The sequence below is a fragment of the Acidobacteriota bacterium genome (assembly GCA_016196035.1).
In the GTDB taxonomy this organism is placed as follows: Bacteria; Acidobacteriota; Blastocatellia; order RBC074; family RBC074; genus JACPYM01.
The window spans coordinates 123,674-135,964 of record JACPYM010000054.1 but is presented as its reverse complement, the minus strand read 5'-3'; the positions used below and the strand labels follow the sequence as shown (position 1 = coordinate 135,964).

The following is a 12,291-nucleotide window of genomic DNA, read 5'->3' as shown; positions in this document are numbered from 1 at the left end:
GGACTCGACGTCGAATGCGGCCCCGGCAGGGCCGAAAATTCTTCCCGAACCGTTCCGTGGGCGTTGCCCACGGCTATTGAATTACGCCCTTTCAGGGCTTTTCTCGGAGCCGGTAGACTTGTGTAGAAATGAATGCTGCCGAGGTTGCGCGGCTAACGGCAGTCGAATGCTGGAACCATGCTTGTATAGTTTTTAAGAAAAAGAATTTCCGAATAGTCCCAAAGGGACGACTAGCCAACAGCCCAGGGTTTCACCCTGGGCTGTTGGCTGACGCTCCGTTGGAGCTTGCTGCGGCAATTCTTTTTCTTGAAGCCTATAACTGCGAAAGCCGCGCAACCTCGGCGGGTTGCGCTACACCAGCGGCAGTTTTTAGGTGACTTGACGGTGCTGCTTGGCGTCTACAAGTTTTCCAAACAAACAAAACGCGCTACCTTGCTGGGCGCACTTTACAACCCTTTCTTTCAAGGAAATCAAGCAATGAGACAGTTGAGCAGAAGAGCTTTTACCAAAACGACGCTCGCGGCCAGCGCGGGCACGGCCTTGAGCGCCATGCGCGTGCGCGGGGCGAATGATCGCGTCAACCTGGGCGTGATCGGTTGCGGCGACCGCGCGACATCCGTCTTTAATCAATTCCTGAAACAGCCCGACATCAATGCCGTGGCGGTGTGCGATGTGTTTCAGCCTTACCTGGAACGCGCGGCCAAAGCGGCAAACAACCAACCCAAACAGCACGAAGATTTTCGCCGGGTGCTGGAAATGAAAGACGTGGACGCCGTGCTCGTGGGCACGCCCGATCATTGGCACGCGCTGCCGACGATCTTGGCCTGTGCGGCGGGCAAGGATGTCTATTGCGAAAAGCCGCTCTCGCTGACCGTTTACGAAGGCCGCAAGATGGTCGAGGCGGCGCGCAAATACAACCGCGTCGTGCAGACCGGCACGCAACAACGCTCCTGGCCGCATTACCAGGAGGCCGTCAAACTGATCAAAGAAGGCGGCATCGGCGCGGTGCACAAGATCAGCGCCGGGTACACGCGCAACGCCATGCCCGGCTTCAAGCCTGAAGAAATCCTGGGGCCGAGCAAAGAATGTCCGAAGACGCTGAACTGGGATATGTGGCTGGGGCCTGCGCCCTACGCCGCCTACGACCCGTTTCGTTGTCACTATCATTTCCGCTGGTTCTGGGATTACAGCGGCGGGCAAATGACCAACTGGGGCGCGCACAATCTGGACATCGCGCGCTGGGTGCTCGGCGCCGAAGGGCCGACGGCAGTGACGGCCTTTGGCGGGCGGTATGAAATCAAAGACGGCGGCCAGACACCCGATGTGCAAGAGGTGTTGTACAACTTCCCGACCGCCGTGGTTTCGTGGTCGGGGCGCGAGGTCAACCGCTTACGCGACGAATACCTGGTCTTTCACGGCACCAAGGCCAGCCTGAGCATCATGCGCAACGGCTATCAAATCCTGCCCGAAACCTGGCGCAAGCACGAACAGCCGGAAGTGCCCGCAAAGGATGTCAAAGCGGTGGTGAAGGACGCCACGAACCTGCACGTGCGCAACTTCCTGGATTGCGTCAAAAGCCGCCAGCGGCCCGTAGCCGATGTCGAAGAAGGACACCGCACCGCGACGCTGTGCCACCTGGGCAATATCGCCACGCGGCTGGGGCGTTCGTTGCAATGGGACGCCGCCACAGAGCAATTCGTCGGCGATAAAGAAGCGAATGGAATGCTGGCGCGGCCCTATCGCCAGCCGTGGAAGCTGGAGCAGGTGTAAGGCCGGTGCGGGACGGTACCGCGCGCGTGAGCAAGCCGAGCTTGGGCGGTTCAGCGAAGGGTGTAAGGTTGACGCGCCGCTTGCTCACGCGCGCGGTACCGTCCCAACGAGCCGCCGGGGCCGCATCCTTCGCAGGCGCGCGCCCTCGACGGAATGGCTGTGGGCGAGTATTGTTTGCGCCAATAGTGGTGGCTGATCAATCCCAACAAAGTCACTTTTCTCCAACTGAGGTTACGTTATGAACATCACACGACGCTGGTTCATTCTGTTGTTCCTCTTCACTCTGCTTCCTCCCACGCACGCGCAAGATGCGGCGGCCAATGCGGCGCGCGAGCGCTTTGACGAGGCGATCAACGCCTTTCTCGCGGCCGACAAAACCAACCCGCCGCCCAAAGGCGCGATCCTGTTCATCGGCAGCAGCATCTTTCGCCAATGGGCCAAACTGCAAGAACACATGGCGCCGTTGCCGGTCTTCAATCGCGCCTTCGGCGGTTCGCAAACGTCCGACATTCTGTACCACATGGACAAGGTCGTTTTGCCTTACGAGCCGAAAGTGATTGTCTATTACTGCGGCAGCAACGACATCAACGCCAATCACAAAGCCCAGGCCATCGCTGACCGCTTCCGGCAATTCGTCACGCGCGTGCGTGTGCGCTTGCCGCAAACGCGCATCCTGTTCGTTTCGATCAACCGCGCCCCGCAAAAAGAAGACAAGTGGCCCGTGGTGGACGCGGCCAACACGCTGATCAAAGCGTATTGCGAGAGCGACAAACGCCTGGGGTTCATTGACGTCAATCCGGTGCTGTTCAAAGACGGCAAGCCGCGCCTGGAACTGTACCAACCCGACAAGCTGCATTTTCTGGAACCCGCCTACGAGGAATTCGCGGCGATCATCAAACCCGTGGTGACCAAGACCTGGGCGCAGGTAGGCACGGGAACAAAGTAGCCTTTCAAAGTGCAAGGGCGAACCTGTGTGTCAGGCCCGTCTACCAAGTTTGCCCCTGGCTTGCCTCAGCCTCATTGCTCCGCGCCGAAATACTTTTTCACGATCCAATCCGGTTGCCATTGATCGGGCTGGCGCGGCTGCCCGGTCAGGTCAATTTTGGCAGGCGGTTTGTTTTCCGCTGGCACAGCCAGCATATCGCCGACGCGCGTCTGCCACTGTTTCATCAAAGCCCGCAAGCGTGCGACGTGCGGGGCATTTTCCGGGCGCTCAATCAGGTTCCTGGTTTCATGCGGATCGGTTTGCAGATCGAAGAGTTGCAGATGGCCGATTTTCGGATACGCAATCAGCTTCCAACGTTCGTCCCGCACCGCGCGTTGAATGTCGAGAAACGGCAGGAACACTGAGTCTCGCACGCGCGGCTTTTTACCTTCCCACAACGGGCGCAAACTTTCGCCCGCCAAATCCGTTGGCGCTGCGACGCCCAGCACGTCGCACAGCGTCGGGAAAATGTCGAACAGATAGGTGAAGGCCCGCGTCGTTTTGCCTTTGGGAAGGCCAGGGCCCGCGATAATCAGCGGCGTGCGCATGCTGTGCTCAAAGACATTCTGTTTGCCCAGCAAACCGTGGCTGCCCAGCGCCAGGCCGTTATCGGCGGCAAAGAGGATGAGCGTGTTCTCGGCCTGCCCGGATTTTTGCAGCGCGTCCAGAATGCGCCCGATCTGTTCGTCCATGTGCGTGATCAACCCGTAATACTCGGCCAGTTGAGCGCGAATCACCTTTTCGGTGCGCGGCCACGCGGCCAGATTTTCATCGCGCAGGTCTTTCACCATCCCGTTGTCGAAAGGTAATTGCGGCAAAAAATTCGGCGGCAACGGCGGCAGGCTGCGATAGTACAACTCGCGGTAACTGAGCGGCGGCTGGCGCGGATCGTGCGGCGCGGTGAAGGCGACATAGGCAAAGAAGGGCTTTTTGCCGTCATGGTTTTGCAAAAACTCAATGGCGGAATCGGCGAAGAGTTCGCTCGAAAATTTCGCCCCCACGCGCTCCGCCGTCAGCTTGCCGTCGGGGCCAAGATCGCGCACCGGCACCTTGGTGTGATCGGACATGCCGCCAAACATAATGGTCTTGCCGCGCTGAAAGGCGCGCAGCCACGACGGCTGCCCATTGTGCCACTTGCCCGTGCCAAAGGTGACATAGCCGTTTTCGCCCAAGAGTTCCGGCAGCAGGCGCACACCATTCAGCGTCGGGGCATCAATCTGAAACCACGTCTTGCCGCTCATCAGCATCGCCCGGCTGGGCACACAGACCGCGCCGTTGTTGCCGCCGAAGACATAATTGCCGCGCAAGCTGAAGCCGCGCCGCACCAAGGCATCGAGGTTCGGCGTTTTGATGTGCGGATTGCCCCAGGCGGCGATGGTGTCGGCGCGCATATCATCGGCGAATAGAAACAGGACGTTGAGCTTGGTCGTCTGGGCGGCGGTCTGCGCCGGCAAAGAAACCGGCAGCGCCAAGAACGATGCCACGATTGCCAATCGAAAGAGATGTTTCATAGTGGAACGCTTTGCTTGTTGGGCTTTGATTCAGCGCGGGTTACTTCATTGAAGCCTGTGCGTAATTCACGGCCTGTGTTTTCAACGGTTTTAGCGCCAGCGGCGCGGCATGTTTATAGCTTCGTTGAGCCGCTACTCCCAAGCTCCGTAGGAGCGGCATGTATCAGATGTCGCTCCTACGGAGCTTGGGAGCAATAACCACGTGGGTTCTATAAACATTGGGATCCTACGGAGCCAGATTCGCGGCCTGCTGAATTACGCACACTCTTCACTTCATTGTTGCGCCGCTGGATGCAGCGTAAATGCCGGTGCCATGTAGCGAAAAACCGTGCCGGAAGGCAATAGCGCTGGCGTTGCTGGCACGAATACGGGGCCGTTAGCGCGGGCTTGAAGAACCACGTATTGGACGATAGCGACAAACTCACACCGGCTTGCCTGTCACCCCGGCACCCCGCCATATTGATACGGAGCGCCGAAACTCGATTAATTTGGTGCGGCGTGCTAACACAGCAGCCGCAACGTTGACCTGGCAAACATCATTCGCCAGCCACCCATAAAAAATAAACGAACTGCAAACAGCAATGTTGTGTATGTTTCTTGTGGGAGAAAATAGGCTTTAGGGAGAAGCTATTTCAAAGTAAGTGCGCAGAGGTACGCGGATGACGCGGAGGCAGTGGATCAACGCGGATCCATGCTGAAAAAAAATCCGCGAAAATCCGCGTCACGCGCGTCATCCGCATACCGATTGTGCTTTCGTAGGCAAAAGTGTTCTGACATGAGTGTGATCCTCTCAAAATGTCCACAGTACTGAGAAAGACGGTCGCCAGAAAAACCATTTTCAAGAAGGAGCTTTCGATGAAACGAAAAATTGTTGTGACAGGGTTGTGTTTGTGCGCATTGCTTTTCGCGGGTTGGGTGTTGCGGGCAGCGCAACAGCGGACGCAAAAAATCCCGACGTCGCCCGCCCCGCCGTTGCGCGTCGAACCGGCGAAGGCCAGCGACACGACCGGCAAGACCGTCGCGGCGGCCAAAGCCTTGCTGGCGACGCTCGATGATGCCGGACGCGCCAAAGTCAACTTCGCTTTTAACAGCGACCAGAAATCCAAATGGTCGAATTTTCCGAGCGGGATTTTTCAACGCAACGGCTTGCGCCTGGGTGATCTTACGCCCGTGCAACGCGAAGCCGTGATGAAGTTGCTGGCTGTCGCCCTGAGCAAACCGGGGCTACAAAAAGTGAAAGACATTATGGAAGGTGATGAAGCCCTGAAGACTTCCGGGATGGGGCCGCGCGGCGGCCCGGTTGGCGGCCCTCCAGGCGGCGGCCCGCCGGGTGGTGGCAGACCCGGCGACGGCCCGCCTCCGGGTGGCGGCCCACCGCAAGGTGGCAGACCGGGTGGGCGCGGGCCAGGCGGCCCAGGAGGTGGAGGATTGATGTTCAGCCACGATGAATACTATCTGGCGTTGCTCGGCGCGCCTTCGTTGACTGACCCCTGGATGATTCAGTTCGGCGGCCATCATCTGGCGATCAATGTGACGGTCGTCGGCAAAAGCAATGTGCTCACGCCCAGTCTGCCTTGTGCGCAACCCGCGACTTACAAGTTGAATGGCGAGACGGTGCGACCGCTGGGCCGCGAATACGACAAAGGTTTCGCGCTCATCAACGCGCTCGACGCCGCGCAGCAAAAGCAGGCAATTCTGCCCTATCAGATGGGCGATATGGTGTTGGGGCCGGGCGAAGACGGCAAGACGATTCAACCCGAAGGCATCAAGGGTTCAGCGCTGAATGCCGCGCAAAAAGAGAAGCTGTTGGACATTGCGCATGAATGGGTCGGCATTCTGAACGACGAAGCGGCGGCGGCGAAGATGGCTGAAATCAAAGCCAACCTGAATGACACCTGGTTTGCGTGGAGCGGGCCAACGACGCCGGGCAGCGGCGCGTACTTCCGTATTCAAGGGCCGACGTTGCTGATTGAATTCTCGCCGCAAAGAGGCGACACCGAACACATCCATACGATTTACCGCGACCCGACGAACGATTACGGCGCCCGCCTGGTCAAACGATGAAGGTGAAGCGATGAAACGATTGGCGCTGTGTTTGTTATGCACCTGCGCCTGGCACTTAACAGTGTCGGCGCACGTGCTCGATCAGTATCTGCAAGTCGCGCAAATCGCGCTGGCACCCGACGGCGTGCGTATCGAATTGCGTTTGATCCCCGGCGCGCAGGTGGCCGAGCGCGTCTTCGTGTTGATGGATGCTGATGGCGATGGGCAAATTTCAGCGGCGGAAGAGCAGGCTTACGCGCAACGTGTCTTGCAAGACCTCTCACTGAGCATCAATGAACAGCACGTACCACTGACGCTGGCCGAAGCGCAATTCCCCACACGCGCCACCATGAACGAAGGGCTGGGCACGCTGCGGCTGACATTCACGGCGGCGACGGCGTTGAGCAGCACGGGTAATCAGCGACTGAATTTTCGCAACGACCACGTGCCTGAATTCAGCGGCTACCTGGTGAATGCGCTGGTTCCGGCGGCGCGCGAAATCGCCATCACCGGGCAACAGCGCGATGTGTTGCAACGAGGGTTGCGGCTGGATTATCGCGTCACGCCTGCCGCTTCGTCGTTGGCGAGGCGTTGGCTGATGCTGTCGGCATTGGCGCTGGGTCTGGTACTGTTACTTTCACGCTGGCGCATTTTCGCCACAGGTCGGGCTTGACATACGCGCTGCACTGTCGGTTTTCGCCACGATGTGCAGGCGCTGTGGCGCAAGAATTCCTGATTTCCCCGGTGAATTCGGCAATTTCGACAAGCCGGGATTTTGGCCTGACGGTTGCAGCTTATTGCTTGGACATCCACTCCTTCGTCCGGGTCTCGCTTGCTTGGATGACTGCGCAAAAGGCCGAGGCTAAGCGCTGTTTCCGCGAAGCGCCCTTACATCTTTTTCGCAACCGCTTGGAACGAGGTTCACTATGCAAAAAATCAAACTGACACTCACGCTGTTTTTGCTCGCGTGTGGCTGCGCCTGGGCGTTGTGGCCGCTCGCCGCCGTTCACGGCCAAGGCGGCAGCCCCGCCGCACCCACTGGCGTAGAGGCTTCCGACAATGCCTACAACAACAAGGTCGGCCTTCGTTGGGACACGATGCGCAATGCGACGCGCTATCAGGTCTTGCGCAATACCACGAACGATGCGGCGACGGCTGCGAGCCTCGGCACGACGGTCGAGGCGTTGTTTTTCGATACGGCGGCGGCGGCGGGGCAAAGCTATTTTTATTGGGTGCGCGCCGAGAATGCGCAGGGCGCGAGCGGCTTGAGCGTGTCAGACACCGGCACGCGCGCGAACGGCACGACGACCGGGTTGAATCCGCCCACGGCTCCGGCGGGCAATCCTGTGACGGCGACGAAAGCCGCGCTGGGCAAGGTGTTGTTTTGGGATGAGCAACTTTCTTCGACGCGCACGGTGGCTTGCGGCACCTGCCATCACGCGCTCAATGGCGGAGCCGATCTGCGTTCCCTCAACAACACACGCGCGACGCAGCCGGGCGCGGATAAGGTGTTTGGCACAGCCGATGACATTCAAGGTTCGCCGGGCGTGCCGCTTTCGCAGGCAAGCGGCAACTATGCCTGGTCGCCGGTTTATGGCTTGCGCGAACAAGTGACGGGACGCCGCGGCATGTCGTTCGTCAATGCCGCGTATCCCAATGCTTTGTTTTGGGAAGGCCGCGCATCGCAGGTGTTCCGCGACCCGCTGTCGAGTAACATCTTCCTGGCCGCCGGAGCCGCGCTCGAAAGCCAAGTACTAGGGCCGCCCGTCAGTGACGTAGAGATGGCGCACACCGCCCGCAACTGGAGCGACGTGGCCTCGCGTATAGCCGCCGTCAAACCGCTCGCACTCGCGCCATCCATCCCTGCCGCGCTCACCGCGTGGATCGGCGAACGCAGTTATCCTGAATTGTTCAACGAGTCTTTTGGCACCTCTGAGGTGACGCCCGTGCGCATCGCCATGGCCGTCGCCAGTTATGAGCGCACGCTCAATTCCGACCGCGCGCCGGTGGATGTCGGCGACTTGACGGCGCAGGAAGCGCGTGGCCGGCAGGTATTCAATGCCAACGACTGCAACGATTGTCACGCCGCGCCGCTGTTCGGTACCGATCAATTGCAGAACACCGGCGTGCGCCCGTCGGCGGAAGACACCGGGCGTTTCGCGGTGACGAATAACCAGAACGATCTGGGGCGCTTTCGCGCCGTGAGTTTGCGCAACGTCGAATTGCGCGCGCCTTACATGCACAACGGACGCTTCAACACGCTGGAAGAAGTCGTCGAGTTTTACAATCGCGGCGGCGACTTTCCCGGCCCGAACACCAACCGCAACGAGATTCGCCCCCGGAATCTGACCGCGCAGCAAAAGGCCGATCTCGTCGCCTTTCTCAAACACCCGCTCACTGACCCGCGCGTCGCAGCGGAACTGCCGCCCTTTGATCGTCCGCTGCTTTACGCCGAATCCATGCGCGTGCCGCAAATCACCGGCGCGGGACTGGCCGCCACCAACGGACGAATTCCGCAAGCCGTCGCCGTCGAACCGCCCGTGTTGGGCAATCCGCATTTTACGGTGGGCGTTTACAACGCGACCGGCGGCGCCACGGCCACGCTCGTGATTGATCGCGCCGACCCCGGCGCGCAGGCTGAGATTCCCGCCTCGGCATCGTTCGCGCGCGCTTCGTTGTTGCTGGAGGGCACGGGCGCGAACAATGGTTTCGGCTCAATCGGTTTGGCGATTCCGAACAATCCCGCCTTGCTGGGTGCGACGCTTTATGGACGCTGGTACATTCAGGAAGCTAACTCTGCGGGTGCGGCGGGCGTCAGCGTCACGCCCGCCTTCAAGTTCACCGTCTTCGGCACGGTGACGAACAGCGCGCCCGCTGTGGCGAGCGTCTCTGCCGCGAGTTATGCGCTGGGGACGGTCGCGGCGGAATCCATCGTGGCGGGCTTTGGCGCAAATCTCTCAACCGCGACGTTGGCGGCGAATGCGTTGCCCTTGCCCGATACGCTCGGCGGCGTCACGGTCGCGGTCAAAGACGTAGTGGGCGTCGAACGCCTCGCGCCGCTCTTTTTCGTTTCGCCCGGACAAATCAACTATCAAGTTCCGGCGGGCGCGGCCATTGGCGAAGGCTCCGTCACGATCAAACAAAACGGTAACGTGGTTGCGGCGGGCTTGCTGCAAATCGCGCCGGTTGCGCCGGGCTTGTTCACCGCGGATGCCAGCGGACGCGGCCTGCCTGCCGCGACGATCTTGCGCGTCAAAGCCGATGGCGCGCAAAGCTACGAAACGGTCGCGCGTTTTGATACGACCACGAATCGCTACGAAGCCGTGCCGATTGATTTGGGCGCGGCGACTGATCAGGTCTTTCTCGTCGCCTTTGGCACAGGCTTTCGCCAGCGCAGCGCGCCGGCGGCAGTCGCCGCGACGATTGGCGGCACAAACGCCGAGGTGCTCTTTGCCGGCGCGCAGGGCGATTTGATTGGCGTAGATCAAGCGAACCTGCGCCTGCCGCGCGCGCTCGCCGGACGCGGCAACGTAGACGTGGCGGTGCGCGTGGACGGCAAAACCGCGAATCCCGTGACCGTCAATTTCAAATAAGCCGGGTAAGCAGACGAGTGACGAACATGAAAAAGCGCTATGTCTTAGGCCTGCTCGCGGCGCTCGGCGTCGTTTGTATCGTTGCCTTCATTGCCTTCAGGGTCTTCAGAAAACCGGGCCCCAGCGGCCCTACGCCGGATGAGATCGTCAAAGAGTTGCTCGAATTCGACCGCAACGGCGACGGCCAACTCAGCAAGGACGAAGTGTCCGAACGCATGCAGGGATTGTTCGCGCGCGGCGACGCCAATCAAGACGGCGTGCTGAGCAAAGACGAACTGCGCAAGCTGGCCGAAGCGCAAAGCGAAGCCGCACGGCGCAAGGAACGCGATGAGCATCGCTAGGGGAAAGAGAAATTCATGAAGATCAGAAACCTTATCATCGGAATGCTGTTTTTATTCGTACTGGCGGGCTTCACGGGATTCGTCGAAGCCACACGCTGGCGACACCACAAGTTCCTGCCCAGCGAAAAAGAAAGCGCCGCCAATGAAAAGGGCGTCATGCTGATGAATCGCATCGGCCCTGCGGCATCCGAGCTTTATGTCGCCAATGCGGACGGGACGAATGAACGCAAACTCTTGGCGAGTTCCGGCTTCGATTATCACGCTTCATATGCGCCGGATGGCAAGTGGATTGTGTTTACTTCCGAACGCAACGGTGACGGGCAGGCTGACCTTTACCGCGTTCACCCAGACGGTACGGGACTGGAGCGGTTGACCGACAGTCCGGCGGTGGACGATCAGGGAACGTTGTCGCCAGACGGGACGCAACTCGCCTTTGTTTCCAGCCGTGGCAATTACAAAGCCAACATCTGGATTCTCGATCTCAAGACGCGGCGGCTGCGCAATCTGACTGGGCAAACGGGCATACAAGGCGACCCGGCCAAGCCGAATGGATTTTTCCGCCCGTCGTGGTCGCCCGACGGCAAATGGCTCGCGTTTTCCTCTGACCGCAATACCGAATGGAAAGGGCACAGCAACGGCAGCGGCTGGGAGCATGTTCAGGAGTTGAGCATTTACCTTGTTCAGCCCGACGGCAAAGGGCTGCGCCGCATCACACAACCCGGCCTCAGTGCGGGCGCGCCGAAATGGTCGCCCGATGGCAAGCAGCTTGTGTTTTATGAACTCCCGGTCGAAGAGACCTGGAAGGCGCACTGGCCGGGCCTGGTCAACGCAACGACTTCACAGATTATTTCAGTCAACGTTGCGACGGGCGAACGGGTCGAGCGTACAAGTGGGCCGGGCTTGAAAGTCGCGCCTCAGTTTCTGACTGCTGAAACGATTGGCTATCTGATCAAAGCCGGGCCGAATGAAGGACTCAGTTACACAGGCGGCAGTGCGGCGGTCAAACGAAAACTGCGCGCGCCAGCCTGGTCGCCCGATGGCAAGACCGTGATTTATGAGCAAGTGAGTTTCAAACCCCGACCGCAAAATAAGCTGCTTTACAGTTGGGACGCCAATTACGAATACCGCTACACCGACGTGTTCCCCAGTTTCAGCAAGGACGGCAAATTGGTCGTGACGGATAAAAACGTGGATTCCTCGATTGCGATTATGGAGGCGGACGGCAGCAACAAGTTTCGGCCCTTTCCGGCGCAGGGTGGATCGGCCTTTGCGCCAAGCTGGTCACCGGACGGACAGACGATTGTGTTTGGCTTCGGCGGATTTTTGCAGGAGCGCAATCAGAAACCCGCGAAGCTAATGCTGGTGCGCCGGGATGGCACCGACGTGCAAGACCTCACTGCGGGAGAGCCGAACGCCGGGTTTCCCAGCTATGCGCCGGATGGCAAACAAATTGTTTACCGGGTGTGGGGCGCGAAGGAAATGGGCTTGCGCATTCTGAATCTGGCCGACCGCTCGGTGCGGGTGCTGACCACCGCATACGACAATGTGCCGTACTGGTCACCTACCGGCGAGCGCATCGTGTTCACGCGCAAACTCGATGACGGGAATTTCGACATCTTCACCATCCGGCCTGACGGCTCCGAATTGCGCCGGCTGACCACCTCGCCCGCCAATGACGCGCACGCGGTCTGGAGCGACGATGGCAAATCTGTGCTGTGGAATAGCGGGCAAGCGGGCTTCAAGGAAGAAGCCGCGTACTATGACAATACCTTTCAGCCCTATGGCGCGATTTTCATGATGAAGGCTGACGGGACAGAGAAACGGCAACTTACGGACAGTCTTTGGGAAGACTCGATGCCGTGTTTTGTGCCGAGGGTAGAGCGCCCTTAGCGTTCATTTTGCAGCGGGCAAGGCGTCAGCGTCAGCGCGTACCTTTACGTTACACGCGCCAGCAGCGGTGACGTGTTGTCGCCCCACCACACAGCAATCAAATCAAACCTGGGACCTTTCAGGCAAAAGGCAGGAATCGCTAAACGCAAAAGTTCTTC

At 59.6% G+C, this 12,291-nt stretch carries 8 protein-coding genes; 7 read left to right on the top strand and 1 reads right to left on the bottom strand.

The features are described from left to right. The first annotated feature begins 477 nt into the window (after positions 1–477). Both HY011_16465 and HY011_16460 read left to right on the top strand, forming a co-directional pair. Positions 478–1,770: a Gfo/Idh/MocA family oxidoreductase gene (locus HY011_16465; protein ID MBI3424528.1), complete on the top strand. Its 1,293-nt coding sequence runs from the start codon at positions 478–480 to the stop codon at positions 1,768–1,770. Between the two features lie 238 nt (positions 1,771–2,008). Next, the gene (locus tag HY011_16460; protein ID MBI3424527.1) at positions 2,009–2,716 is read left to right on the top strand and encodes a hypothetical protein; all 708 of its coding nucleotides are present in this window, start codon (positions 2,009–2,011) and stop codon (positions 2,714–2,716) included. A gap of 71 nt (positions 2,717–2,787) precedes the next feature. Here the strand turns inward: HY011_16460 and HY011_16455 are convergent, their stop codons facing one another. Beyond that, the gene (locus HY011_16455; protein ID MBI3424526.1) at positions 2,788–4,266 is read right to left on the bottom strand and encodes a sulfatase-like hydrolase/transferase; all 1,479 of its coding nucleotides are present in this window, start codon (positions 4,264–4,266) and stop codon (positions 2,788–2,790) included. An 855-nt stretch (positions 4,267–5,121) separates the two neighbouring features. Between HY011_16455 and HY011_16450 the strand changes: the two genes are divergently transcribed. From HY011_16450 to HY011_16430, 5 genes are all read left to right on the top strand, one after another. After that, positions 5,122–6,330, top strand: coding sequence for a DUF3500 domain-containing protein (locus HY011_16450; protein ID MBI3424525.1), 1,209 nt, complete (start codon positions 5,122–5,124; stop codon positions 6,328–6,330). A 10-nt stretch (positions 6,331–6,340) separates the two neighbouring features. Beyond that, on the top strand, positions 6,341–6,982 hold the full coding sequence (locus tag HY011_16445; GenBank protein ID MBI3424524.1) for a hypothetical protein: 642 nt from the start codon (positions 6,341–6,343) through the stop codon (positions 6,980–6,982). A 253-nt stretch (positions 6,983–7,235) separates the two neighbouring features. Further along, on the top strand, positions 7,236–9,902 hold the full coding sequence (locus HY011_16440; GenBank protein MBI3424523.1) for a hypothetical protein: 2,667 nt from the start codon (positions 7,236–7,238) through the stop codon (positions 9,900–9,902). Positions 9,903–9,928: 26 nt separating this feature from the next. Then, positions 9,929–10,243: an EF-hand domain-containing protein gene (locus HY011_16435; GenBank protein ID MBI3424522.1), complete on the top strand. Its 315-nt coding sequence runs from the start codon at positions 9,929–9,931 to the stop codon at positions 10,241–10,243. 15 nt (positions 10,244–10,258) lie between these two features. Next, positions 10,259–12,133, top strand: a complete 1,875-nt coding sequence (locus HY011_16430) for a PD40 domain-containing protein (protein MBI3424521.1) — start codon at positions 10,259–10,261, stop codon at positions 12,131–12,133. Positions 12,134–12,291: the final 158 nt, after the last annotated feature.

Coding starts and splice junctions, on each gene's coding strand:
- HY011_16465 (MBI3424528.1), top strand. CDS start 478: ATGAGACAGTTGAGCAGAAGAGCTTTTACCAAAACGACGCTCGCGGCC.
- HY011_16460 (MBI3424527.1), top strand. CDS start 2,009: ATGAACATCACACGACGCTGGTTCATTCTGTTGTTCCTCTTCACTCTG.
- HY011_16455 (MBI3424526.1), bottom strand. CDS start 4,266: ATGAAACATCTCTTTCGATTGGCAATCGTGGCATCGTTCTTGGCGCTG.
- HY011_16450 (MBI3424525.1), top strand. CDS start 5,122: ATGAAACGAAAAATTGTTGTGACAGGGTTGTGTTTGTGCGCATTGCTT.
- HY011_16445 (MBI3424524.1), top strand. CDS start 6,341: ATGAAACGATTGGCGCTGTGTTTGTTATGCACCTGCGCCTGGCACTTA.
- HY011_16440 (MBI3424523.1), top strand. CDS start 7,236: ATGCAAAAAATCAAACTGACACTCACGCTGTTTTTGCTCGCGTGTGGC.
- HY011_16435 (MBI3424522.1), top strand. CDS start 9,929: ATGAAAAAGCGCTATGTCTTAGGCCTGCTCGCGGCGCTCGGCGTCGTT.
- HY011_16430 (MBI3424521.1), top strand. CDS start 10,259: ATGAAGATCAGAAACCTTATCATCGGAATGCTGTTTTTATTCGTACTG.